The sequence below is a fragment of the Propionispora hippei DSM 15287 genome (assembly GCF_900141835.1).
Taxonomy (GTDB): domain Bacteria; phylum Bacillota; class Negativicutes; order Propionisporales; family Propionisporaceae; genus Propionispora; species Propionispora hippei.
The window spans coordinates 152,735-178,919 of the sequence record NZ_FQZD01000004.1; the positions used below are offsets into that span (position 1 = coordinate 152,735).

Below are 26,185 nucleotides of genomic sequence, written 5' to 3' on the forward strand. Positions count from 1 at the left end.
GCATGCGAATGTTACTGCATATGTGCTGTGGTCCGTGTTCGGTGTTTCCGCTGAAGCAGCTCCGGGAACTGGGACATGAAGTGACCGGCTATTTTTATAATCCCAATATTCATCCTTATAAGGAATTCCGTAAAAGACTGGAGACGGCTCAGGACTTTGCCTCCCGCTCCCAGCTTACTATGATTGTTGATGACAGCTATACGCTGGAGGAGTTTTTAACCCAGGCGCTGCAGGCGGAAAATGGCCGCTGCGGTATGTGCTATGAGCTTCGGCTGCGACAAACGGCCCGGTATGCCAAAGAACAGGGCTTTGACTGTTTCACCACCAGCCTTTTAGTCAGCCCTTATCAAAAGCATGAATTGATTCGGGAAACCTGCGAAAGAATGGCGGCGGAAGAAGGAATCTCGTTTTTATATGTTGATTTCCGGACTGGCTGGCAGGAAGGCGTGCAAATCAGCAAGGATATGGAATTGTACCGGCAGCCCTATTGCGGCTGTATTTTCAGTGAGAAGGAAAGGTATATGAAAAAGCGGAGTGTGAAGTCCTGATGCTGGCGTTTGATTCCTTTGGCAAGACCTTGATCTATCTGGGAATTATCCTGGTCATTGTTGGTATTGTCCTGCATTTTGGCGGAAAGTTTTTCAGCCTTGGCCGCTTGCCGGGAGATATTCATTGGGAAAAAGGGAATTTTAGTTTTCATTTTCCTATTGTTACTTCTCTTATTCTCAGTATTTTGCTTACGGTAATTCTCAATTTATTTACCCGCCGTTGAGAGGAGAATGAGTTTGTTGCGTAAAGCCTTTGTATTGCTATTGTATTTTTTGCTGATCCTTCCCTTACCAGGTTTTGCCGCTCCGGCAAACCCGGCACCAGTGCTGAAGCAGGCTGCTGCAGTGCCGCAAATCAGGGTAGGCTTATGGGTAAATCAGCCCAGTGTCGTCCTGTCTGCCGATGTGAAATTTGCGGTGGTGGACAATGATACCGGTGCGGTATTGGTTCAACTGGGACCAAAGGAAAAACTGGTTGCCACGGCGGTGGACAAGCTTATTTTAAACGGCCGGCCGCAGACGGCCAAATCGGTCAGAATGGCAGTGGAAGATAGCAAATCGTTCATCGAAGTAAACAAGCGTCATTATCGCGGTACGATTGAGCTTATGACGGCGAAAAAGGGCCTGACGGTCATTAACCGGCTGCCGGTGGAAGAATATGTGTACGGGATTATTGGCAAGGAAATTTCCCCCTATTGGCCGATGGAAGCCATTAAGGCGCAAGCCGTGGCTTCCCGTTCCTATGCTTTGGCCAATCTGAATAAACATGCTCAGCAGGGCTTTGATGTTTGCGCCACCACCGACTGTCAGGTATATGGCGGGGTCGATGATGAAAATCTGAAAACCAACAGGGCTATTGATGAAACGGCCGGTATGGTGCTTACCTATCAGGGGAAGGTCATTCCCGGTTATTTTCACAGCAGTGGCGGCGGTTATACGGAAAATAGCGAAAACGTCTGGGGCAGTTATCTACCTTACTTGCGCGGCGTAGCTGACTTTGATCAAAATAATCCAAACTATTCCTGGGAAAAGCAGTTTAGCGCTGCTGAATTGCAATCCCTCCTGGAACGGGCCGGTTATGCCATTGGCAAGTTGGAGGCGGTAGAACTGTCGGCGTTGACACCGCCGCCTGTCCGAAATTCTCTGGACCGGGGAATTTCCGGCCGGGTCAATGAAATGATATTCATTGGTTCAAAGGGCAGTGTCACACTGCCGGGGACGAAAGTTCGTAGCTTATTGTCGCTGAAAAGTACGTTGTTCGATATTTCGGTCATCGCCCCGGGCAATAAAACGCTGGAGGTTGAAATTACCGATTCTTATGGTGACCATGAAACCAAGGAGATACCGGTCAATCTGCCGCCTAATAAGCAAAAGGGCTTTTTGCTGGACCGTGACAGTATCCGCCATATAGGCGGGACAGGACAGGAGCTGATTGTATTTAACGGCTTTGGTTCCGGACATGGTTTGGGTATGTCGCAGTGGGGTGCCAAGGCCATGGCGGAAAAAGCTCCGGCCAATAGTCCGGAATACTTTAAAGCTATATTGAAACACTATTATCAGGGTATTGAAATTAAAAAGTTGTATTAGGTATTTAGGTATTAAGGAGACTGACTCGATGCGATTAGAAGATTTTGACTATTTGTTGCCGGAGGAACGGATTGCCCAGTTGCCCTGCGAACCGCGGGATGCTTCCCGGCTCTTGGTGCTGGACCGTGGCAGGGACGAGCTGGAGCATAAGCAGTTCTTTAACCTGCCAGAGTATCTGCGTCCCGGCGATACTCTGGTTTTTAATGATACGCGGGTTATTCCGGCCCGTTTGATCGGCCATAAGGAGCAAACCGGCGCAAAAATAGAGGTGTTTTTGCTGAACCGCTTGACGGCAACCGATTGGGAGGTGCTGGTTAAGCCCGGCAAGAAAGCCCGGCCCGGTACGGTTATTGTTTTTAGTGAGGCACTGCGCTGTGAGATTCTCGATGGTACTGATTTTGGTGGTCGGGTGATCCGCTTTCAATTTGACGGTGTATTTGAGGAAATTCTGGACCAGTTGGGTGAGACACCGCTGCCGCCTTATATTAAAGAGCAGCTTACCGATAAAGAACGATATCAGACAGTATATGCCCGGGAGCGGGGCTCGGCGGCAGCGCCGACAGCGGGGCTGCATTTTACGCAAGGGCTTTTAGAGCACTTGCGACAGCAGGGGATTAATCTGGCCTTTGTCACCTTGCATGTGGGACTGGGGACCTTTCGGCCGGTACAGGTGGAGGATATTACTCAGCATAACATGCATAAGGAATATTACACTATTACGCCGGAAGCGGCTGAATTGATCAATGCAACTAAACAGGCGGGCAACAGGGTCATTGCCGTGGGAACGACCTCGGTGCGGACGTTGGAAACGGCGGCGGTGGGCGGTCAGGTGAAAAGCGGCAGCGGCTGGACCAGTATTTTTATTTATCCCGGCTGCCAATTCCAGGTTGTCGATGCCATCATAACCAATTTTCATTTGCCAAAATCGACGCTGTTAATGTTGATCAGCGCCTTTGCCGGGCGGGAAAAGGTTCTGGCGGCCTACCGGGAAGCGGTGGCCCGGCAGTATCGTTTTTTCAGTTTCGGCGATGCTATGCTGATTATCTAGGAACCCACTGATTTATTCATACCGCGTATCCTGGCGGAGCTTTTCCCGGACGGCTGCGTCAGTAAAACCTCGAAATAGAGGCCGCTATTGCTGCGGTTTTACTTCCTTGCCAGCCGAAAAAATCTTCGCCAGTAAATCAACGGTTTCCTAATGGAATTATAAACAGGGATGGATGATACATATGGCTGTACAATATGAATTAATTAAACGTTGCTCGAAAACAGGAGCGCGGGCCGGACGGCTGCATACGCCTCATGGCACCTTTGACACTCCTATCTTTATGCCTGTGGGCACGCAGGCCACCGTTAAGGCTATGTCGCCCCATGAGTTAAAGGAAATGGGTGCGGGAATTATTTTAAGCAATACCTATCATTTATATCTCCGGCCGGGTCATGAGCTGGTGGCGGAGGCCGGCGGACTGCATAAGTTTATGAACTGGGACGGCGGTATTTTGACCGACAGCGGCGGTTTCCAGGTATTTAGCCTGGGGCCGCTGCGGAAAATTACCGAGGAAGGCGTTACCTTCCGTTCGCATATTGACGGATCAAAGCAGTTTCTTTCACCGGAACGGGCCACTGAGGTACAGATGGCGTTGGGGGCCGATATCATTATGGCCTTTGATGAGTGCGTTCCCTATCCGGCTGATCACGACTACGCCAGAAAATCGACCGAGCGGACAACCCGTTGGGCCGAACGCTGCAAAGGCGCCCATACCAGGGCCGATCAGGCGTTGTTTGGAATTGTACAGGGAGGTATGTATAAAGACTTGCGCAGTATGAGTGTCCGCGACCTGGTTTCCCTGGATTTTCCCGGTTATGCCATTGGCGGTCTCAGTGTGGGTGAACCTAAGGACTTGATGTATGAAATGCTGGAGCATACAGTGCCGCTGTTGCCGGTTAATAAACCGCGCTATTTAATGGGCGTGGGGACGCCTGACTGTTTGGTGGAAGGTGTGCTGCACGGAATTGACATGTTCGACTGTGTGTTTCCCACCCGTGTTGCCCGCAATGGGACAGTAATGACCCATCAGGGACGCCTGGTTGTGAAGAATGCGGAATACACCCGGGATTTCAGACCGATCGATTCCGATTGCGGCTGCTATACGTGCCGCAATTTTTCACGGGCCTATATCCGCCACTTACTGAAAACCGAAGAAATATTCGGCCTGCGGCTGACAACCATTCATAACCTGTATTTTCTCATTCATTTCATGAAAAAGATGCGACAGGCTATTATTGAAGATCGCTTTTTGGAATTTAGAGCGGAGTTTTGGTCGCAATATCAAAAGTAACAAGGATTTGCCAGTTCTATGTTGAATATATTTGACTGGTACAAAATTTTATAATCAGGAGGTGATTTTTTTGCCGGGAATAACACAGGAAATCATGCAGTATGCTCCGTTGATCGTAATGATCGTTATTTTTTACTTTTTTCTGTACAGACCGCAAAAAAAACGTCAGCAGCAAAGAAATCAGATGCTGGACAGCTTGAAAAAAGGGGACCGGATTGTGACTGTTGGCGGTTTGCATGGCACCATAGTGGCGCTGAATGAACGAGTGGTTACTTTGAAAATTGCCGAAAAGGTGGATGTTACCGTTTCCCGCTCGTCGGTAAACGGGTTACAGAGCGAGCTTAAGAACAACGAAAAATGAGCTGGTGAATGAACTTGGCGAATGATGCAGGCAGCAAAAAGAAGGAATTGCGGCAAAAAATCCTGAGCCTCCGGCGTTCTTTGCCACGGGAGACTATTAGGGCGGAGAGTGAGGCTATTGCCGGGCGGCTGTACAACTGGCCTGAATATGTTCAGGCCAGGACAGTGATGCTTTTTTTGTCCATGCCCGATGAGGTGCAGACCAGGCCATTGATTGAGCATGCCTGGCAGCAAGATAAGACGGTTTGTGTACCCTATCCCGGGGAAGTATATGGTTATATGCAGGCTGCAGTTATACATAATTTTGCAGAGTTGTCAGCAGGAAAATTCGGTATTTTGGTGCCCGACGAAAGGACGCTTTCTTTTGTCGCACCGGAGGAGATCGATTTGGTTATTGTGCCCGGTGTCGCTTTTGATGCCCTGGGCCGGCGGTGTGGCATGGGAGCTGGCTACTATGACCGGTTTTTGCAAAAAACATCTCATGCCGTAACGGCGGGTGTGGCGCTTAGCTGTCAAATGGTTTCGGAAGTGGTCTGTGCTGAGCATGACCAGACTGTTGATTGCATTGTCACCAAGGATCAGCTTATAAAATGCGGTGAAGGCAAGATGTAGCTTTTGAGACATGTTGCCTTCCCTTATTAGGATGATTTAAACATGGAAGTGAAAATTGGCATAGCCAAAACCCATAAATATGCGATGAGTGAATGTGGCGACAGCGTGGAAGTTGCTGAACGGCCCCGCGGCGGAATTTCCGCCATCCTGGCTGACGGCCAGGGCAGCGGCAAGGCCGCAAAACTGACCAGCAGCATGGTAGTCAACAAGGCGGCGGCGCTTATTGCCGAAGGGGCCCGTGACGGTGCGGTAGCCAGGGCTGTACACGATTATCTGTATACCATGAAGGACGGGAAAGTTTCTTCGACCTTAACGGTATTAAGTGTGGATTTGGAAACAGAAACCGTACTGTTTAGCCGTAATTCCAATTGTCCGGTTATCATTAAAAATATATATCATACCGACGTCTATGAGCAGGAAATTAACTCCATTGGTGTGCATAAGCGAATGAAACCGTTAATGCACCAGCTTCCGCTAGAGACAGGGATGATCCTGGTCTCCTACTCTGACGGGATTCAGGCTGCCGGACGTAAAAGGGGCAAAACGATGGATTTTAATTATTTGCTGAAAATCATTGAGGAAAACGAACCGGGTGATGCTTCCTTTATTGCAGAAGCTATTCTGGAGTATGCGCTTCAGCTTGATGATTATCGTCCCGGCGATGATATGACTGTTGTGGTTATGGGAATAACAGACAGTGAAAATGTACACAAAATTCACCGGATGAGTGTCAATTTTCCCTGCTGAGTTTCAGAGTTGTAGGTAATCATGGAAATGATGGACAGTAAGCGGCTTTTTTTGCCAGGCGAAGTAATTTTCTGTGGATATATATAATAGGCTTGTGGCTAAGCATGGCAGAAAAACTGCTGCCGATGCAGTATTTTTAATGATTGAATACAGGTTCTTATATAGGTGGTGTGTAAGATGCGAGTTGTAGTGGTTGGGGTGTGTGCTTCCGGCAAGACAACACTGGTGCAAAATCTTACCAGGATGGGAATCGAAGCTTATAACGCCGCACAGGAACATTCTCAAATAAAACAGTTATGGAAGAAAAAACAACCTGACATACTAGTAATGCTAGATGCCACATTAGCGACGATTCGGATCCGGCGGAAAATTCCCTGGGGTGAGGAACGGCTGATTGCTCAGCGGGAGCGGCTGGCTGACGCCAGGGAGCATGCTGACTTATTTATTGAAACCGATCGTTTAACCAAAGAAGAAGTGGCTCAAGTCATTCTGGATTATATCAGGAGGAAAAATGATGGCAGTCATAACCACAGCTAATTTGAAAGAAGATCATGAAGTAGATGTGTATCTTAGCTGCAGCACTAAGTATCTCAGTGAACTTGGCTTTACGGAACATGGGCAGCGCCATGCCAACATTGTGGCCCATCGGGCGTATCAGGTGCTTAGCGAGCTTGGCTGCGAGGAACGGTCCTGTCAACTGGCATCGGTTGCCGGATATTTGCATGACATTGGCAATATGGTTAACCGGTTTAATCATGGAGGTACCGGCGCGGTCATGGCTTATGCCATTTTGGCCCGGCTGAACATGCCGCCTGAAGAGATTGCTTTGGTGATTTCCGCGATCGGCAACCATGAGGAGGAACGGGGACAAGCTGTCAATGCGGTTGCGGCAGCACTCATCCTGGCTGATAAGTCAGATGTATTCCGCAGCCGGGTAACTAATACCGATTTTGCCAAATTTGAAATCCATGACCGTGTCAATTATGCAGCGGAAAGCAGCGCCTTACTTATTGACAAGGAGCAACGGACGATAACCCTGCAACTTACTATTAATACGGAGATTTGTCCGGTTATGGAGTATTTTGAGATTTTTCTGGTACGGATGGTTATGTGCCGACGTGCCGCTGAGTTCTTAAAATGCCGCTTCAGTCTGATCATTAACGACAATCAGTTGTTATAAAGGCCAAGCCGATACGCCGGACCAGGAGCCGTTAACAGGTGAGGCAGTGTGGTTCCTGGGTTCCGGTGGACAATCAAGGGTGTGTTTTCAAACTATCCGAAACGGTTCCTGGCGGCGCTTTTTGCGCCATACCCGTTAACATCTTTTGAAATAGGGGACACTGTCTACATGTTGCCTCATTCGCCGCAAAATCACTCACGACGGATCATTTCTTGTAGTTTGAAAACACACTCAAGGGATTCGTTGACATTATTTCAAAATTTCGGATATAATTAACCTCGTGCAAAAAGGTAAGAGAATATGAGAATAGGGGGAGAAATCATTGAGAGTGGGGAATTTGACTAAGTTTTTAGTTGCAGTAGTAGCGATTTTAGCTATTGCCGGCTATTTCATTTCACCCCTGGCTTTGTCCATTAAGCAAGGTCTTGATTTGCAGGGCGGTACCCATGTCGTGTTGGAGGCGGTAGATACGCCGGAAGCCAAGGTCGATGAGGATGCTGTGCAGCGGGTGGTCAAAATTGTTGAGCACCGGATCAATGACCTGGGCTTGACGGAACCGATCATTCAACGCCAGGGAGACCGCCGGATTATTGTGGAGCTGCCGGGGATTAACGATCCTGACAAGGCAATCGAACTGATCGGCAAGACGGCGATGCTGGAGTTTAAGGATGTAACGGGAACTACCGTGATGACCGGGACCGATTTGAAAAATGCGCAGGCTCAGATCGAACAATCAAACAAAAATGTGGTTGCCCTGGAATTTTCCGATGAAGGGGCGAAGAAATTCGCCGACCTGACAACCAAAAACGTGGGAAAACCAATTAGCATTTTATTGGATAAGCAGGTGCTTACCAGCCCTGTGGTGCAGGAGCCGATTACCGGTGGCAAGGCGCAGATTACAGGCAGCAAGACGCTTGAGGAAGCACAGAATTTAGCTATTTTGCTGCGTTCAGGCTCTCTGCCGGTAAAAGTGGAAGTTATGGAGACGAGAACCGTAGGCCCTACTTTGGGGATGGATTCAAAGGAAAAGAGTAAAACAGCCTTTGCCATTGGCATTTCGGCCATTGTTCTGTTTATGCTATTTTTCTACCGCCTGTCCGGTTTTGTGGCTAACATCAGTTTGGCATTATATGTTATGCTGCTGCTTTTTGGTTTAAAATCATTGAACGCCACGTTGACCTTACCCGGTATTGCCGGTATTATTTTGTCAATTGGCATGGCCGTGGATGCCAACGTTTTGATTTTTGAACGGTTTAAGGAAGAATACCGTTCCGGCAAAACGCTGCGGGCCGCGATGGATGCCGGTTTTAACCGTGCTTTTAGCAGTATTATCGACTCCAATGTCAATACACTGCTGGCAGCCGTTGTGTTATTCTTTCTCGGTACAGGTCCGGTTAAGGGCTTTGCCATTACCCTGGGGCTGGGGATTATTTTGAGTATGTTTACAGCAATTACCGTTACCCGCTTCTTATTGAAAATGCTGATAAGTGCAAACTTAGTAAAAAGCGGAAAAATCTTTGGGGCGTAGGGAGGCGAAAACATGAAATTTGATATTATTGGAAAACGATACCTCTGGTTTGCACTCTCTGCGCTGATTATCATTCCCGGCTTGATTTCCATGGTGCTGCGAGGCTTTAATCTGGGGATAGATTTTACCGGCGGCACACTGCTGGATCTGCAATTTGCCCGGCCGGTTACGGTAGTTGAGGTGCGTACGGTTTTAGACGATTATCAACTGGGCAATAGTACCATCCAGTTGGCTTCGACAAGTCAGGCGGAAGCGGCGCAGAACGTCTTTATCCGGACTAGAGTGCTCGATGACGATGAACGGCGCGTTGTAATAGAGGATATGCATAAACGGCTGGGCGATTTTGAAGTCCAGCGGGTGGAAAAGGTCGGTGCCGTTATTGGTTCTGAATTGACCTGGCAAGCGATAAAGGCCGTGTTATTGGCAGCATTCTTTATGGTACTGTACCTGACGTATCGGTTTGAGTTTAGATTTGCCGTTTCCGGTATATTGGCTATTTTTCATGATGTGCTGGTTGTACTGGGCGTTTTCTCTTTGCTGCAAAAAGAGATCGACTCTTCTTTTGTAGCTGCCATTCTAACTATTGTCGGTTATTCCATTACCGATACGGTAGTTATTTTTGACCGGATACGGGAAAATCTAAAAATGCAGCGGAAGAATGAAAGCCTGCAGGAATTGGTAAATCATAGCATCTGGCAGACTATGACCCGGTCGCTGTACACCATTCTTACCGTACTGTTTGCCACTGCTTCCTTATATTTCTTTGGCGGGGAAACAACTAAGAACTTTTCCTTTGCTCTGTTGGTGGGCTTTATCAGTGGCGTATATTCGTCCATTTTTAATGCCAGTCCGATTTGGGTCACCTGGAAGGAATATGCCGACCGGAAAAGATTGGCCGGGAGAGCAAAAGCGAAATAATATCTTTTGGAAAGTCCGGTTCAGACCGGACTTTCATTTATTTTCACTATTCCTTCACCAAGTGGCGGCGTTACTAATATCATAGTAGCAGTAAAGGCGGGTGAAAGGATATGTGGATATTTTTACCGGCTTTCTACCTGGCGGTAGCCCATATTGCGGGAGATAATGTGGCCCTTGTCCCCGACTTGGCTGCTTTTTTACCAAGAGAGGTTTTTATAGCCACTGTTATCGTATATATTTTTCTGGGAACCTGTATGACCGGCATGGCAGGGTGGATTGGTGTACAGGGGAGACAGGAACTGACTGTGTTGGCTGGTGCAATGTCCCGGCGCTGGGGAAAAAAGCTGCTGGCCGTTACCGTGCTGTCGGTTTGCCTGCCAGCCAGTGCTTTGACCGGTGGCTACTACACGGGATATATTTTGGAAAAGCTGTTTTCCATTCCGCATTTTTGGGGTGCTCCATTTTGCTTGCTTTTATTTTCCTTATTGGCTGCCGGTCGGGGCAGAGATATCGTGAAATTTTCCAACTATTTGGCTCTAGTGCTTATCCCGCTGGTTTTTTACCTGCTGGTTTCTGCTAAACCGGAATGGTCACTGAGTTGGCCGCAGTGGCAGGATGTTAGCTGGATTACCTTAAGTATTCTAATTGGCTATAATATTGGCGGCATGCGTTCTATTCTCACTGTGGAAGCGGCAGCTCATTTAGCGGGAAAAGGGTATAAAACCATTCTGCTGGTGATACTTGCCAAGCTTCTGGAGGGCATGTTTACCCTGCTGGTTGCCGAGTTGATCGTGGGAACAGCCGCAACAGGGCCGTTGGCTTTATCCGGTCTTGCCGGCCGCTTTTTAAGCCAACCGGTGTGGTGGCTTTTTCATTTGGCACTGTTTTGTACCTTTTTGAATACCATGGCACCGGCTATGCTGGTTAACGCACGACAGGTAAGCGTGTTGACAGGCTATTCCTTTTGGCGTTCACTGGCCATTGCCTATGGCCTGGTTTCACTTGGCAGCTACCTGCCTTTTACCGTTATGCTATCGATTATCAGTATTGCAGGGCTCAGTATGGTGCTGTTTTTACTGTATAGCGTATATTTCCTATACAGGCAGTAAAGGCTAGTGTAGTGACATGTTCCTATTTTGGTCAAAGTATGTAGGATGAATTTTCATCTGCAAGACAGAGGAATGAGGTATAGCCGTTCCTACGTCTAATGATAACAACGCAGCAAATGGAAATTCAGACAAGTCATTTGATTGAAATATAAGCTTGTTACTACACTGTTTCTAAAAGGGCGTATTCGAAAGATGTTGTTATGGAAAGCGATACTGATTTTGTGGATGATGGCTGGTGTGGTTTGCACATTAGCGCCTAATTTACCGGGAACCGCCATGATTGCTTTGGGGATTGCCGGTTATTATATGGTGACGGAAGCATTTTTGCCGGCGTTTTTTTGGCCGGTTGTACTGACTGTTGTTCTGATTGCCGAACTGGGCGGCAGGCTAGTGCGAGGCTATCTAATGAAACAACAGGCGCTGCATTTTGTCATCGATACGGCAGTTGGAAATTTTGCCGGAGTATTGATGACCAGTGCCTTTATCGGAACTTTGCCTGGCATACTTGTCTGGCAGACGTTAATTGGCAAGACCTTGATGCCTAGCCGTGATGATTTTTTCCGGGGAGCCCCCTATTTGTTTATGCTTTTGCTACTGCGGGGAGTTTGTGGTTTAATCCTGTTTGGACTGGCCACTAACTATTTGTTTATGCCATGAAGACAACATGGCGGCCGCTACTGCCATAGTAGCTTTTTTATTGCCATTTTTAAAGGAATATTGAGAAATGTTCTAGAAATATAGTACAATTCGTCATTTTATTTATTTTAGTCTGTGGAGGTATTATGTCCAGGATTTGTAGAAGATGGAATCCCATACAGCCCCGGCCCGATATCCAGTCCCGTCTGAGTGCCGCGCTGGGAATCAGCAGGATTACGGCTCAGATTTTGCTGAACCGGGGTTTGGATAATATAGAAGAGGCAAGAGCTTTCTTGTATGGTGCAAAAGAGGCGCTCCATGATCCTCATCAGTTGGAAGACATGGACAGAGCCGTACAGCGTATTAAAGCGGCCCTGGACAATAAACAGAAAATCACCATATATGGTGACTACGATGTGGATGGCATTACCGCTACCGCGCTCTTTTACCGGACATTACGACGGTTGGGCGGTGAAGTGGGATATTATATACCTGACCGTCAAAGCGAGGGATATGGGGTTCACGCTGCTGCGCTGGAGCGTTTGTATGAGCAAGGGACCGGGTTGATTGTCACTGTTGACTGCGGGATTAGCGCCGCAGCCGAAGTTGGCGGTATGCAGGAACGTGTGGATATTATTGTCACCGATCATCATCAGCCGCCGGAAAAACTGCCGCCGGCTTATGCCGTAATCAATCCGAAACGACCGGACTGCGGTTATCCGGAAAAACAACTGGCCGGAGTCGGTGTTGCCTATAAAGTATGTCAGGCACTCTGGCGCCAGCAGCAGGGAGAAGATAGCCTGCTTAATTGTCTGGATCTGGTGGCGCTGGGTACAGTGGCGGATGTGGTATCGCTCCTGGGTGAGAACCGGATACTGGTAAAAGCGGGATTGGCGGAAATGGCTAAGGGAACCAATACGGGTTTACGGGCCTTGATGAATACCTGTAAACTGCTGCCGGAACAATTGGAAGCTGATAAAGTCGGCTTTGTGCTTGCTCCGCGAATTAATGCGGCAGGGAGAGTGGGAAAGGCCGATTTGGCCGTGGAGCTATTGATTACCGAGGATGAGATGAGAGCGCAAGAAATTGCTGCATTACTGGAAAATGAGAATACCGTAAGAAAGAATATCGAAAAACAGATTCTGGAAGAAGCCGGGCAGGCGGCCGGACAGTGCTCCGATCAGGTCATGGTACTGGCTGGACACTGGCATCCGGGAATTATCGGAATTGTAGCTTCCCGCTTAGTGGATACATATTACCGGCCGGTGATTATGATTGCCTTCCAGGATGGTCAGGGGCGCGGTTCGTGCCGCAGCGTTGCCGGCTTCGATATTTATCAGGCGCTGCAGCAATGTGCCGATTTGCTCTTGCATTTTGGCGGACATTCCCAGGCTGCCGGTTTTAGCATTCTGCCGGAAAACCTGGAGGCTTTCCGGCAGCGGCTGAATGATATTGCCGGAAAGATGTTGCCGCCGGAGGCCTTGATCCCGGAATTGCAGATTGATGCGTTAGTTTCTCTGACGGAAGTGGATTTTAGCTTGGTGGAGGAATTGAAACGATTGGCTCCCTATGGCATGGGAAATGCCGCTCCGCTGTTAGCCTGTGAAAACCTGGAGGTGTCACAGGCCAGAGCGATCGGTCAGGAGGGACGCCATCTGAAAATGAGAGTTCAGCAAAAAAAATGCGGCAGCGATGTGATTGCCTGGCAGTTAGGTTCTTTGGCTCCGGTTATCGGTAACCGGGTCGATGTCGCCTTTGTGCCGGAAATCAACGAGTGGAACGGTGCCCGGAATTTACAGTTAAAGGCGTTGGATGTACGTCCGGCAGTGAAAGAAAAAGAAAACCATGCTATAATTAAATCGTCAAACCATCATCTGGAATTGCATGATTATCGCAATGCTGCCAACAAGCTGGAACATATCTTGGCAGTTTTAGCAACAGGTGAAAAAACGGTTATTTATGTCAATACAGCGATACAGGCGGGCGAGCTGATCGGACAGCTAACTCGGGCTGTTGACGGTCGGTTTGCCGTAGACTGGTACAGCCAGCAATGCACGGTCGAGCGGCGCGAAACGATCGAAAGCCGGTGGCGCAACGGAGAAATGCAGGCAGTCGTACTAGTCGCTAATGTCTGTGTGGATATTGCCCTTCCGGCGGTAAGGCATGTCGTATTTTACCATGCCGTATTGAATAAAAAGGAATTCAGCGAGCAATGCAGCAAGCTGGAACGGGACGTTGACGGTTTTCGACTGCATTTGGTCTTTGGCAAAAACGATATTGGTCAGACCGGTTCGCTTCTTAAATCCAGCCTGCCCGATAGGGCGATTACTGGGTATGTTTATCTATTGCTACGAAGCGAAACAGAGCAAGATCGGCCATTAGATATAACGACCCGGACAATAAAAGAAATGATTTTTAAAAAGCATAATATAGTTATAACGGAAGACGGTGTGGCTGCTGCGCTGCAAATTCTGACTGAGTTGAAATTACTGAAGGTTCTGAACGGGCAGGATGGTTGCTGGCGTCTGGTGCTTTCAAAACCGCCCGGGCATAAATTGGATATTGAGCAGTCTTTGACGTTCCGGGCAGGCCAAGAAAAACTGGAGGAGTTCTCCCGTTTTGCTCGGCAAGTTATGGAGGCCACTGCCAATGAAATTCTAACATGGATAGCTTAATTATACTGGATCACGAATTAGGAGGCCGTACAGATGAATTTTAAAGAAAAAATTAGAGTGGTTATGGATTTCCCCGAGCCGGGTATCCGCTTTAAGGATATTACGACGCTGCTGAAAGATGGCGAAGCTTTTCAGGCTGCCATTAATCAATTGGCTGCTTCGTTTAAAGACCAGCAAATCGATTTGGTGGTCGGCCCGGAGGCCCGCGGTTTTGCGGTCGGGGCACCAGTGGCCTATGCGCTGGAAGCGGGTTTTATTCCTGTGCGCAAACCCGGCAAGCTGCCGGCTGAAACAATCCGTCATCAGTATTCGCTGGAGTACGGTCATGATGCACTGGAAGTGCATAAAGATGCTATTTTACCGGGACAAAGGGTATTAATTGTCGATGACTTGCTGGCCACCGGCGGAACGACACTGGCCACGATTGCACTCATTGAGGAACTGGGCGGTGAGGTGGCCGGCATAGCCTTTATGATTGAACTGTCCTATTTGCAGGGCCGGGAAAGATTGGCCGGATATAATGTAGTTTCTTTAGTCAGTTATTGAAGTAAGAATTCAATTCATTATCATATGTTTTATAGCGGGGTATGCGTATGTCTACACAAACCAATATAACCATAGAAGATGTTATCAGCCAGATACAGTCTTACCAGCCTGACGCTCCGATTCATCTCGTTGAGGAGGCGTATCGTCTTGCCTATAATGCCCACGAAGGGCAAAAGCGCATATCGGGCGAGGAGTATATTCTCCATCCGCTGGGTGTTGCGAAGATCCTGGCTGATCTTCAAATTGATGCTGTAACCATCAGCGCATCACTCCTGCATGATGTCGTGGAAGATACGGAATTTTCCCTGGAGGAACTGGAAAAGAAATTTGGCAAGGAAATTGCTATGCTGGTAGACGGTGTTACCAAGCTTAGCCGGATTGAGTATAAATCCAAAGAAGAGCAACAACTGGAAAATCAGCGGAAGTTGTTTCTGGCGATGGCGAAGGATATACGGGTAGTTATGATTAAGCTGGCCGACCGATTGCATAATATGCGTACCTTGAAATATATGCCGGAAGCCAAACAGCGAAAAATCGCCCAGGAGACAATCGAAATATTTGCACCGCTGGCTCATCGGCTGGGGATGTCAAATATTAAATGGGAACTGGAAGATTTGGCGTTTCGCTATCTGGAGCCTGATAAATATTATGAGCTGGTTGAGAAGGTAAAGCAAAAGCGCAAAGAACGGGAGCTGCTGATCAATTCTGCCATCGACATATTAACGGAACGGCTGAAGGCGGTGGATATCAAAGCTGACATTCAGGGGCGCCCTAAGCATTTTTACAGTATCTACCGAAAGATGGTTAAAGGGAATAAGGATTTGAGTGAAATCTATGACCTGTCGGCCATTCGTATTATCGTGGATACCGTAAAGGATTGCTATGGCGCCTTAGGTGTCGTGCATACCCTTTGGAAGCCACTGCCGCTGCGGTTTAAGGACTATATTGCCATGCCCAAAACTAATATGTATCAGTCGCTGCATACGACCGTGATCGGGACAGAGGGCCATCCCTTGGAAATTCAAATCAGGACGCAGGAGATGCACCGGATTTCCGAGTGCGGCATTGCCGCTCACTGGAAATACAAAGAGGGCAGTAAAGGGACCAGCAAAGATTTTGATGAAAAACTGTCCTGGCTGCGCCAACTGCTGGAATGGCAGCAGGATTTACGGGACCCACGAGAATTTATGGAGACTTTAAAGCTGGATGTTTTTGCCGATGAGGTGTTTGTGTTTTCGCCCAAAGGTGATGTCATTGATTTGCCGGCCGGATCGGTACCGATTGATTTTGCCTACAGGATCCACACCGATGTAGGGCATCGCTGTGTGGGCGCCAGAGTGAATGGCCGGATTGTGCCGTTGGAGTATACGTTGGCAAACGGCGACATTGTCGAGATTCTTACCAGCAAGCAAAGCAGCGGTCCCAGCCGGGATTGGCTCAATATAGTTGGCTCTTCCGATACGCGAAACAAGATAAGACAATGGTTTAAGAAGGAAAAACGGGAAGAAAATATCGTCAAGGGCCGGGAGCTGATCGAGAAGGAATGCAAAAAACTCGGTTATGACTGGAAAGAGGTTAGTAAAGGCGACCGGCTGAATGAAATCACCAAGAAGTTGAATATAGCGGGAAATGCCGACGATTTGTTTGCGGCACTGGGCTTTGGCGGTACCACATCTCACGCCGTCATGGCTAAATTCATAGAAATTTATAAAAAGGAATTGCGGGAAGCGGCGCCGCCCGATGTATCGAAGCTATTAGCCGATTTAAAGCCGAAAAACAATACGAAGAAAAAATCCAGCCACGGCATTTTGGTCGAAGGGGAAGGCGGTCTCATGGTGCGGTTGGCGCGCTGCTGCAATCCTGTCCCTGGTGATCCGATCTTTGGCTATATTACGCGAGGCCGTGGCGTATCCATCCATCGGGCCGACTGCACGAATATTTTAAGACATCCCGAGGAATATGCCCGGATGATTGAGGTTAGCTGGGATATCAATACCGATAGCGTTTATAAGGTGGCCATTGAGGTGCAGTGCGTCGACCGGGCCGGCATGTTGTCCGATATTCTCATGGTGATCGCCGAAAGCAAGACCAATGTCAGCTCGGTCAATGCAAGGCCGCAAAAAAATAAAACCTCGGTGATCACTTTAACGCTGGATATCAGCAATTTGAATCAACTGGAGCATATTATGACCAAAATCCGCCGGGTGAAAGATGTATACAGTGTGCATCGGGCGACGCTTAGTGTAGGAGGTACGGCATGAGGGCTGTAGTTCAGTTAACCGATAAGGCAAGCGTTGTGGTGAACGGTCAGACAAATTCCCAAATTGACCGGGGGTTGACTGTTCTACTGGGGGTTGAACAAGAGGATACCTTGCAGGATGTCCGGTATTTGGCGGAAAAAATTGTAAACCTGCGCATTTTTCCTGATCCGGAGGGGAAAATGAATTTGTCTCTCCTTGATATCAGGGGAGAATTACTGGTCGTTTCACAGTTTACCTTGTTGGGAGATTGCCGCAAGGGACGCAGGCCCAGCTTTTCAACGGCGGCACCGCCTGGTGAGGCCAATGAGTTGTACGAAGTCTTTGTAAAAATCTGTTCTTCCTTGGGAGTAAGGGTTGGCACCGGGCAGTTCCAGGCGGAAATGATTGTCACTTTGGCTAATCATGGACCGGTAACGTTGCTGTTGGACAGTAAGAGAACCTTTTAGGAGGGATTACATGGAAGTGATAGGAATCGAAGTAGGAGCACTGGGAACAAATTGTTATATTGTCTATTGTGAGAAAACAAGGCAGGCCATTGTGGTGGATCCCGGTGCCAACGCGACGGAAATATTGCAAACAGTACAAGAGCAAAGGCTTCAGGTAACGGTCATTGTGAATACCCACGGTCACGCTGATCATATCACGGCGAACGATAAAATCAGGGAGGCTACCCAAGCGCCTGTTTATATTCATGCCGACGATGCCGCCATGCTGACAAGTCCGCAACGCAACCTGTCTGTTTATATCGGCGCGCCGGTAATTTGTCAGGCGGCGGACCGGCTTTTGCAGGAAGAGGATTTAATTGCTGTCGGGGAGGGTACACTTAAGGTGCTTCATACTCCCGGACATACGCCCGGCGGTATCTGTCTGTTGGGCGATAAGTTTTTGCTCAGTGGCGATACCCTGTTTGCCGAATCGGTCGGACGGACTGATTTTCCCGGCGGGTCCAGCGAATTGCTGATTGCCGGAATACGGGAAAAACTGATGGTGCTGCCCGATGACATAAAGGTATTGCCGGGGCATGGGCCGGCTACCACCATTGGATGGGAGCGCCGGATGAATTCCTTCATCCGTATGTGAAACCTATGTTGACCAAGACGCAAACAGGTTATTTAAAACTGGTGGCTGCGGCCGTTATTATCTATCTGTTAAATGAAGTGAGCGCTATTTATTTACCTATTCTGCTGGCCATGGTGATATCTTTTGTTTTAAATCCCGTGGTGGATTTTTTCGTAGCTGTTCCCATCTGGCCTTTTCACCGGCATTTGCCCCGGGGCGTGGCAACCCTTTTATCATTTGTTTGTGCAGCTATACTGGTGACGATCATTGCAGTCTTTTTATTTACCCCTTTTATTATTGAGTTTTATAAATTCCTGGCTGATTTACCGTCGCTGATCTTCAAGTTGAAGATGATTTCGATAGAGTTTGAAAAAAATACACATAATGTGGAAATACCCGATAATATTCACAATATTATCGATCAAGTTTTGAATGGGGCCACAGCATACACGATTGATCTGGCCAAACGGATGCTGAATACGGCTTTTTCTGTTGCGTCGGGAGCAGTTGAACTGGTTGTTGTACCTGTGTTGACCTATTATTTCCTTAAAGACTGGCGGTTTTTAAAAGGGGATCTCCTGGCGGTATTTCCCGGTGAAACCAGGCATAAAGCGAAAGTCATTATCGACGAAATGGCGGAGGTGGTAAGTCAATACATTCGCGGTCAGATTCTGGTAAGTATTGTGATCGGTCTTATGGTATTTGCCGGCATGTACCTTATGGGTGTCCAATATCCCATGGTGCTGGGGCTGCTGGCGATGCTTACGGAAACCATTCCGATTGTCGGTCCGATTGTTGGCTCTTTGCCGGCCATTTTACTGGCTTACGCAACGGCGCCGGCACTGGCGCTTAAGGTGATTATTTTTTACCTGATGATCCATCAGCTTGAAAATCATGTGGTTGTACCCAAGATTATGGGACATTCGATTGCACTTCATCCTGTTATCATTATTATCAGTCTGCTGGTGGGGGGGAAATTATTTGGCATTGCAGGGATGATCCTGGCAGTGCCGGTAGCGGCGCTCTTGAGAGTACTTGTTAGACATTTATGGCATAGAGAAAGATAGGTGAAATGAAAAATGAGTATTACTATGGCCCAATTAAAAGAGATGTTTCGGGAAAGGCAGTATAAATTGACTTCACAGCGTCAAATTGTGTTGCAGGCTTTTCTTGATCATCAGGGAGAACACTTAAGCGCGGAGGATGTGCATAACATTTTGCGGGATCAGTCCTCGGAAATCGGCTTGGCTACCGTATACCGGACGTTGGAATTGCTAAGTGATTTATCGGTTTTGCAAAAGATGGACTTTGGTGATGGCCGCAGCCGTTATGAGATTAACGAAGACAGCACCAGCCACCATCATCATCATTTAATATGCCTGTCCTGCGGTAAGGTAAGGGAGTTTGAGGATGATTTGCTGGATGCACTGGAAAGTGCGGTAGCCCGGAAAAGCAATTTTGCGGTGGTGGATCACCAGCTTAAATTTTACGGCTATTGTCAGGAGTGCCAAAAGAAAAGTGAGACCTAGTACGTATTTCACCGGGGAGAATCAGGAGCTGTTTTTGCAGGATATCCGGGCCATTATGAACCTGTTTCAAATAGGTTCCGCTGAACTGCCGCTAGGCCGGACTGTTTGGCAACAGCTAGCGAAAGATAGCTTCTATATTGACAATTATACGGCAGAAGAAGCTAACGCAATCCGGGTCAGCACAACGGTTTTTGTACGGGAGTCCGGGTCAACGGTTTCTTTTGAACAAGCTCAGCATGCGGTTTCCTCGCCGGCGGAAGCGGCTAAGACGGCCCGCCGGCTGGTGCGCCTGAATTTGCTAGTGCTTATGCGGCGGATTACAGGCGAGAAAGGCGGCCCCTGGGGTATTCTGTCCGGGGTGCGGCCTGGTAAAATGGTCCGGAAATTACTGGAGCCCGGTTTGACACCGGAATCGGTGATTGATAAACTGATTGACGATTATGCCCTGGACCAAGATAAGGCTGAGTTGATTGTTGAGGTGGTCGGCCGTCAGAACCGGCTGCCTCAGTTTCGTCATAACGCCAGGCAAATCAGTGTGTATATCGGCATTCCTTATTGTCCGTCCCGCTGCCTGTATTGTTCGTTCCCTGGCTTTGCACTGCCTGCGGAAGCAGCGGTAGGGAGTTTTTTGACGGCGCTGGCAATGGATTTATGCGCTGCCAGGCAATTAATCAACCAATACGGACTGGAAATTCAAACGGTGTATATTGGCGGGGGAACGCCGACCAGCCTGCTCAATGAACAGTTCCGGCAGCTATTGGAAATGGTTAAATTCTTTCTGGGAGAAACCGTTCCTACGGAATATACCGTGGAAGCAGGCCGGCCGGACAGTTTGAATCAGGTCAAACTGGAACTATTGAAGCGGTATGGCGTGAACCGGGTAAGCCTGAATCCTCAGACTATGCAGGAAAAAACTTTAAAACTCATTGGACGAAAGCATACTGTTGAGGATATAATAAGTATGTTCCAAAAATTGCGCAGTATGGATGAGTTTTATATTAATATGGATATTATCGCCGGCTTGCCGGGGGAAACGGAAGCGGATATGCAGGATACCGTTACCCGTATTGCGGCGTTACACCCGGATAATGTAACGGTACACACTTTAGCTTTGAAAAAAGGATCTAGGCTTAAAATGTCGCTGGAGGAATGCAGTGAGTTACTGCCGGGACGCCAAACGACGGAAAACATGTTGGCCATTGCCAGACAAGCCATGGCTGAATTAAACATGCATCCCTACTATCTATACCGGCAGAAATATATGTCCGGTAATTTAGAAAATGTTGGCTATGCAAAAGCGGGAACAGAATGTATCTATAATGTCCAGATTATGGAGGAAAACCAGACAATCCTTGGCATTGGCCCGGCAGCAACGACCAAAGCGGTGCAGCCCCTTACCGGCCAAATTAAAAATTGCTATCATCCCAAGGATGTCCATACATATATGAAAAATCTTACAACCTATCTTGCGGAAAGAAATGCGGTTATCGCAGGGGTGTTTGAATAACGAGGAGGAATTTTTTACATGTTGACAACAGGTCCGCGCGGTACAAAAGATATTTTGCCGGATTCCAGCGGGTATTGGCAATATATCGAAAAAACAGCGCGTGATGTATGCCGTTCTTTTGCGTATCAGGAAATCCGTACGCCGGTTTTTGAGCATACGGAGCTTTTTCTTCGCGGTATTGGTGAAACTACGGATATCGTGGAAAAGGAAATGTACACCTTTACCGACCGGGGGGGACGAAGCCTGACCTTGCGTCCCGAGAATACGGCGGCAACAGTCCGTTCCTTTCTGGAGAACAAGCTGTATGCCGGACCCTTGCCGGCTAAGTTGTTTTATATGGGACCTATGTTCCGGTATGACCGACCGCAGGCAGGGCGTTACCGCCAGTTTCATCAGTTTGGCATAGAGGCTTTGGGGGCCAAAGGGCCAGCGGTGGATGCGGAAATTATCATCTTGGCCGTAACCTTCTTTCAACGGCTGGGCCTTAATGATTTAAAACTGTATATTAACTCGGTAGGTTGTCCGGAATGCCGTCCTGTCTACCGTAGAAGACTGCAGGACTTTTTAGCGGATAAATTGCCGGAATTGTGTTCCGACTGTCAGTCGCGGTTTGACCGTAACCCGATGCGAATACTGGATTGCAAGAAGGAGACCTGCACTAAGCTGTCGGCCGGTGCGCCGGAAGTGATTGATTGCCTATGCGACGAATGCCGGGACCACTTTTCTCAGTTAAAAGTGCTGCTTACCGCAGCCGGTATTGATTATCAATTAAATCCGAGACTGGTGCGGGGTCTTGACTATTATACAAAAACCGCCTTTGAGATTCAGTATGCGCCGCTGGGAGCACAGAGCGCCGTATGCGGCGGTGGCCGTTATGACGGTCTGGTTGCCGAGTGCGGCGGACAGCCGACGCCGGGCATTGGCCTGGCTATTGGCCTGGAACGGGTTATGCTGGCCTTGGAAAAGCAAAACCTATTGCCGGCTACTACCGGCGATATCGATGTTTTTGTAGCACCCATGGGTAAAGACATGCAAAGTTATGCCTTCCGCCTGTTGTGCGATTTGCGGCAGGCCGGTCTCTATGCCGATATGGACTATATGGACAGAAGCATCAAGGCGCAACTGAAACATGCTAATAAGTATCCGGCCCGATATGTTGCGATTGTTGGCGAAACAGAAATGGCTGATGGCAAGGTAATGTTAAAAAATATGCACAGCGGCGAGCAGGAACTGGTTGCTGTGGCTGACGTTACAGGCAAGATTCAAAGAGAGACGGAGGAATAATGAAATGGATACGATGGTAGGATTGAAAAGGACTCATTCCTGTAATGATTTAAATAAGGCGATGAATGGCGAAGCGGTTGTATTGTGCGGCTGGGTTGCCCGCCGGCGTGACCATGGCGGTTTAATTTTCATTGATTTAAGAGACCGCTCCGGCATTGTGCAAATTGTGTTCTCTTCGGATGCATATGCCGATATTTTCAAAAAGGCGGAAACGGTACGCAGCGAATACGTACTTTGCGTAAAGGGGAAAGTGGGCCTGCGGTCGCCGGAAACAGTTAACGCCAACGTGGCTACCGGTGAAATCGAGATATATGGCGAGGAACTGCGGATTTTAAATGCCGCTAAGACACCTCCGTTTTATATCCAGGACAATGTGGATGTCGATGAGTTATTGCGCCTCAAGTACCGGTATTTGGACTTGCGCCGTCCGGAAATGCAGCGTAACTTGATGCTCCGTCATCATGTCACCAAAGCTATGCGCGATTTTTTCGATCATAATGGTTTTGTCGAAATTGAAACACCAATGCTGATGAAAAGCTCGCCGGAAGGTGCCCGCGACTATTTGGTGCCCAGCCGGGTGAATCCTGGAAAGTTTTTTGCCTTGCCGCAGTCTCCGCAGATTTTTAAACAAATTTTGATGGTGGCCGGTATGGAGCGGTATTTTCAGATTGTCCGCTGCTTCCGTGACGAAGATTTGCGGGCTGACCGGCAGCCTGAATTTACCCAGTTGGATATTGAAATGTCCTTCCTGGACCGCGAGGAAATTCTTGTCATGATGGAAAACATGATTGCTTATCTGTTCAAGGAAACCATGAAGATGGACATCCCGACACCCTTTTTGCGATTGAGCTATGAAGATGCGATGGCCCGGTATGGTTCCGATAAACCGGATCTCCGGTTCGGCATGGAACTGATGGATATTTCCGACGCGGTACGCGGTTCGGACTTCAAAGTGTTTGAGACCGTCCTGGCTAACGGCGGTCAGGTAAAGGCAATCAATGTTAAAGGTTATTCCCAAATACCTAGACGTGAATTGGACGGTCTGGTTGAATATGTGAATATCTATGGCGCCAAAGGGCTGGCCTGGATTTGTTACACGGCGGAAGGAATTAAATCTCCGATCACCAAGTTCTTTAGTGAAGAAAAAGTCCAGCACATATTGTCTGCCACCAACGCTCAGGAAGGTGATTTGCTTCTGATTATTGCCGATAAACCGGCAGTAGTAGCCGCCGCTTTGGGCCAACTGCGGCTGGAAATGGCGCGGCGGCTTAATTTGATTGATTCCGATGCCTTGTCGTTCCTGTGGGTTGTCGATTTCCCCATGTTTGAGTATGATGAGGAAGAAAAACGCTGGACGGCTATGCATCACCCGTTTACCGCTCCCCGCGATGAGGATGCTGCACTGATCGACACCAATCCGGGGCAGATGAAAGCAAAAGCCTATGATATGATTTTGAACGGCACCGAAATTGGCGGCGGCAGTATCCGGATTTACAACCGCGATTTACAAGAAAAGGTGTTTAAAGCAATCGGATTGAGCAAGGAAGAAGCTATGGAAAAATTCGGTTACCTGCTGGAAGCCTTTGAATATGGTACGCCTCCTCATGGCGGTATCGCTTTTGGTTTGGACCGGATGATCATGTTGATGGCCAAGCGTTCTTCGATCCGTGATGTCATTGCCTTCCCCAAAACGCAAAGCGCCACCGACGTAATGACTCAGGCGCCTTCGGAGGTATCGCCGGCGCAGCTTAAGGAACTGTCGATTAAGACGGATATTGTACTTAAAAAGCCGGCCGGCAAATAAATTGAGACTTGTTTCAGGGGTGTTTTGACACCCCCTGAAGCTTAGTCGGAAGTATCCAGGAAGATCGTCGCTCGACTGTGCCTATGAGGGGCATAACTCCCACTTGCATAGGTCAGCGTCTTGGCGCCGCCTAGCTATCGGATAATTGCCTGGAATAATGTTCCACGACAGAAAACTTGCAATTGGCGAAATTTTTTGATAATATAAAAGCATAAACATTGCCCTTCTCACCCTGCTATGTACGTGGGTGCCAATGTTTTGAGCCAACACCGTAAATAAGGGAACCTGACTCTGTTTATCGCATGCATGCCTTTCGCGAGGACACATAAAGTAAGCAGGAGGGTGCCCACCTGCTTAGGGCAGGTTCAAAACAGCGGCGATATACGGCATGGTGGGGAAGAAGGCAAGAAAAAGCAACCTAAGCGTCGGTAAGAGGCTTAGGTTTTTTCTATTTGACAGGATAAATAACGATATGAAGAGAATGTTAACTTATATAAGAGATGCTCTTGCCTATGCCCGGAGCTGGCCGGAAAAACAGCGCGGGATACGGTGAGAGTGCGGGAGCAAGGGAAGAAAGGAGTACAACCGGAAATGGATTTGTTTTCATATAGCCTGCAGCAGGAACCGCGGAAGAATGAACCGTTGGCCGCGCGTATGCGGCCGCGCAGCCTGGAGGAGTTTGTCGGACAGGAAAAGGTGGTCGGTCACGGGAGTTTCCTACGAAAAATGATCGAATCCGATAATATTCCTTCGATGATTTTATTCGGTCCACCTGGTACGGGAAAAACAACACTGGCCAATGTCATTGCCAATCAGACAGGCAGCCATTACGAGCAGTTAAATGCCGTGGCGGCGGGGATTGCCGATGTCCGTAAAGTAACGGAGGGGGCTAAAGACCGCCTTATTTTGCATAGGCAGCGCACGTTACTGTTTATTGACGAAATCCACCGGTTTAATAAGGGCCAGCAGGATGTGCTGCTGCCTTTTGTGGAGGATGGACGGGTTATTTTGATCGGTGCGACAACCGAGAATCCCTATTTCGAAGTGAATTCGCCTCTCTTATCCCGCATGCGGGTGGTACGGTTACAGCCTCTTAATAAAGAAGCTGTTCTGCGGATTATCAGGCAGGCAACGGCTGATGCAGAGCGGGGACTGGGCCATCTGGCAATCGAATATGACGAACTGGCCCTGGCGACGATAGCCGATATTGCCGGCGGTGATGCCCGGGTGGCTCTGAATATATTGGAGCAAGCCGTCGGATTATTGGAAGTGTCGCAAGAAAAGCGGTTGACTGCGGATTTTGTACATGCCGTGGCCGGTGAAAAAATTCAAATATACGATAAAAATGGCGATAACCATTATGATGTAGCTTCGGCGCTGATTAAAAGCATGCGCGGCTCCGATCCCGATGCGGCGCTGCATTATCTGGCCCGCATGCTGGCCGCTGGTGAGGATGTAAAATTTATTGCCCGCAGAATTGTGATCTGTGCCGCAGAGGACGTCGGCAATGCCGATCCTCAGGCGCTTAGTCTGGCGATGGCAGCGGCGCAGGCTGTGCAGTTTATTGGCATGCCGGAGGCGCGGATTCCATTGGCACAGGCTGTCACCTATATTGCGGCGGCACCTAAGAGCAACGCGGCGTATTTGGGCATTAACGATGCCTTGCAGGATGTAAGGCAAAAAGATTGCGGCACCGTGCCGCTGCATCTGCGTGACAGCAGCTATAAAGGAGCTAAAGCTTTCGGCCACGGAAAAGAGTACCGCTACCCGCACGATTATCCGGGGCATTATATTGAACAGCAGTATTTACCCGATGCGTTAGCAGGAACTGTTTATTACCGGCCCGGTGACCAGGGCTATGAAGCGGTTGTTCAGGAGCGACTTGCTATTCGGCGAAATCACGATAAGAACAAGGGCAAAGAAAAGGGGTAGCCCGCTATAGTAAGCTGGCTACCC

The 26,185-nt window shown here is 48.6% G+C and carries 25 protein-coding genes and 1 other RNA gene; all 26 read left to right on the forward strand.

The features are described 5' to 3' along the window. The first annotated feature begins 2 nt into the window (after positions 1–2). Entirely contained in the window at positions 3–548 is a 546-nt protein-coding gene (locus F3H20_RS00810) for an epoxyqueuosine reductase QueH (protein ID WP_149733098.1), read from the forward strand. Continuing rightward, positions 548–772, forward strand: coding sequence for a DUF2905 domain-containing protein (locus F3H20_RS00815; RefSeq protein ID WP_149733099.1), 225 nt, complete (start codon positions 548–550; stop codon positions 770–772). Before F3H20_RS00810 ends, F3H20_RS00815 begins: the two co-directional genes overlap by 1 nt. A 13-nt stretch (positions 773–785) precedes the next feature. Next, the gene (locus tag F3H20_RS00820) at positions 786–2,135 is read left to right on the forward strand and encodes a SpoIID/LytB domain-containing protein (RefSeq protein WP_188128157.1); all 1,350 of its coding nucleotides are present in this window, start codon (positions 786–788) and stop codon (positions 2,133–2,135) included. Between the two features lie 28 nt (positions 2,136–2,163). Next, the gene (queA, locus tag F3H20_RS00825) at positions 2,164–3,183 is read left to right on the forward strand and encodes a tRNA preQ1(34) S-adenosylmethionine ribosyltransferase-isomerase QueA (protein ID WP_149733101.1); all 1,020 of its coding nucleotides are present in this window, start codon (positions 2,164–2,166) and stop codon (positions 3,181–3,183) included. 181 nt (positions 3,184–3,364) lie between these two features. After that, positions 3,365–4,474: a tRNA guanosine(34) transglycosylase Tgt gene (gene tgt, locus F3H20_RS00830; RefSeq protein WP_149733102.1), complete on the forward strand. Its 1,110-nt coding sequence runs from the start codon at positions 3,365–3,367 to the stop codon at positions 4,472–4,474. 61 nt (positions 4,475–4,535) lie between these two features. Then, positions 4,536–4,835: a preprotein translocase subunit YajC gene (yajC, locus tag F3H20_RS00835; RefSeq protein WP_316842094.1), complete on the forward strand. Its 300-nt coding sequence runs from the start codon at positions 4,536–4,538 to the stop codon at positions 4,833–4,835. Positions 4,836–4,843: 8 nt separating this feature from the next. Next, positions 4,844–5,446, forward strand: a complete 603-nt coding sequence (locus F3H20_RS00840) for a 5-formyltetrahydrofolate cyclo-ligase (RefSeq protein WP_149733104.1) — start codon at positions 4,844–4,846, stop codon at positions 5,444–5,446. Between the two features lie 42 nt (positions 5,447–5,488). Further along, positions 5,489–6,193, forward strand: coding sequence for a PP2C family protein-serine/threonine phosphatase (locus F3H20_RS00845; protein WP_149733105.1), 705 nt, complete (start codon positions 5,489–5,491; stop codon positions 6,191–6,193). Positions 6,194–6,370: 177 nt separating this feature from the next. Next, positions 6,371–6,730: a hypothetical protein gene (locus F3H20_RS00850; protein ID WP_149733106.1), complete on the forward strand. Its 360-nt coding sequence runs from the start codon at positions 6,371–6,373 to the stop codon at positions 6,728–6,730. Next, positions 6,705–7,373, forward strand: coding sequence for an HD domain-containing protein (locus F3H20_RS00855; protein WP_223191547.1), 669 nt, complete (start codon positions 6,705–6,707; stop codon positions 7,371–7,373). Before F3H20_RS00850 ends, F3H20_RS00855 begins: the two co-directional genes overlap by 26 nt. A 322-nt stretch (positions 7,374–7,695) precedes the next feature. Continuing rightward, complete coding sequence (gene secD, locus F3H20_RS00860) at positions 7,696–8,901, forward strand: protein translocase subunit SecD (protein WP_149733107.1); 1,206 nt, start codon at positions 7,696–7,698, stop codon at positions 8,899–8,901. 12 nt (positions 8,902–8,913) lie between these two features. Beyond that, entirely contained in the window at positions 8,914–9,819 is a 906-nt protein-coding gene (gene secF, locus F3H20_RS00865; protein ID WP_149733108.1) for a protein translocase subunit SecF, read from the forward strand. A gap of 110 nt (positions 9,820–9,929) precedes the next feature. Further along, positions 9,930–10,928, forward strand: a complete 999-nt coding sequence (locus F3H20_RS00870) for a hypothetical protein (protein ID WP_149733109.1) — start codon at positions 9,930–9,932, stop codon at positions 10,926–10,928. Positions 10,929–11,120: 192 nt separating this feature from the next. Beyond that, the gene (locus F3H20_RS00875; protein WP_149733110.1) at positions 11,121–11,585 is read left to right on the forward strand and encodes a hypothetical protein; all 465 of its coding nucleotides are present in this window, start codon (positions 11,121–11,123) and stop codon (positions 11,583–11,585) included. A gap of 125 nt (positions 11,586–11,710) precedes the next feature. Then, positions 11,711–14,239 carry a single-stranded-DNA-specific exonuclease RecJ gene (recJ, locus tag F3H20_RS00880; RefSeq protein ID WP_149733111.1) on the forward strand — a complete coding sequence of 843 codons (2,529 nt, stop codon included), beginning with the start codon at positions 11,711–11,713 and terminating at the stop codon, positions 14,237–14,239. 33 nt (positions 14,240–14,272) lie between these two features. Further along, entirely contained in the window at positions 14,273–14,785 is a 513-nt protein-coding gene (locus tag F3H20_RS00885; protein ID WP_149733112.1) for an adenine phosphoribosyltransferase, read from the forward strand. A 47-nt stretch (positions 14,786–14,832) separates the two neighbouring features. Further along, positions 14,833–17,046, forward strand: a complete 2,214-nt coding sequence (locus F3H20_RS00890; RefSeq protein WP_149733113.1) for a RelA/SpoT family protein — start codon at positions 14,833–14,835, stop codon at positions 17,044–17,046. Then, a complete protein-coding gene (gene dtd / locus F3H20_RS00895; RefSeq protein ID WP_149733114.1) occupies positions 17,043–17,492 on the forward strand; it encodes a D-aminoacyl-tRNA deacylase in 450 nt (149 codons plus the stop codon). Before F3H20_RS00890 ends, dtd begins: the two co-directional genes overlap by 4 nt. A 10-nt stretch (positions 17,493–17,502) precedes the next feature. Then, complete coding sequence (locus F3H20_RS00900; protein ID WP_149733115.1) at positions 17,503–18,126, forward strand: MBL fold metallo-hydrolase; 624 nt, start codon at positions 17,503–17,505, stop codon at positions 18,124–18,126. Between the two features lie 5 nt (positions 18,127–18,131). Then, on the forward strand, positions 18,132–19,172 hold the full coding sequence (locus F3H20_RS00905) for an AI-2E family transporter (protein WP_149733116.1): 1,041 nt from the start codon (positions 18,132–18,134) through the stop codon (positions 19,170–19,172). A 12-nt stretch (positions 19,173–19,184) separates the two neighbouring features. After that, positions 19,185–19,634 carry a Fur family transcriptional regulator gene (locus F3H20_RS00910; RefSeq protein WP_091743562.1) on the forward strand — a complete coding sequence of 150 codons (450 nt, stop codon included), beginning with the start codon at positions 19,185–19,187 and terminating at the stop codon, positions 19,632–19,634. Continuing rightward, complete coding sequence (gene hemZ / locus F3H20_RS00915; protein WP_223191548.1) at positions 19,624–21,141, forward strand: coproporphyrinogen dehydrogenase HemZ; 1,518 nt, start codon at positions 19,624–19,626, stop codon at positions 21,139–21,141. The genes F3H20_RS00910 and hemZ overlap by 11 nt, the downstream gene beginning before the upstream one ends. A gap of 18 nt (positions 21,142–21,159) precedes the next feature. Continuing rightward, positions 21,160–22,425 (forward strand): histidine--tRNA ligase, encoded by a 1,266-nt coding sequence (hisS, locus tag F3H20_RS00920; RefSeq protein ID WP_149733117.1) that lies wholly within the window; start codon positions 21,160–21,162, stop codon positions 22,423–22,425. A gap of 4 nt (positions 22,426–22,429) precedes the next feature. After that, the gene (aspS, locus tag F3H20_RS00925) at positions 22,430–24,229 is read left to right on the forward strand and encodes an aspartate--tRNA ligase (protein ID WP_149733118.1); all 1,800 of its coding nucleotides are present in this window, start codon (positions 22,430–22,432) and stop codon (positions 24,227–24,229) included. A 226-nt stretch (positions 24,230–24,455) separates the two neighbouring features. After that, a non-coding RNA gene (gene ssrS / locus F3H20_RS00930) (6S RNA) lies at positions 24,456–24,631 on the forward strand. 189 nt (positions 24,632–24,820) lie between these two features. Continuing rightward, on the forward strand, positions 24,821–26,161 hold the full coding sequence (locus F3H20_RS00935) for a replication-associated recombination protein A (RefSeq protein ID WP_149733119.1): 1,341 nt from the start codon (positions 24,821–24,823) through the stop codon (positions 26,159–26,161). Positions 26,162–26,185 lie beyond the last annotated feature (24 nt).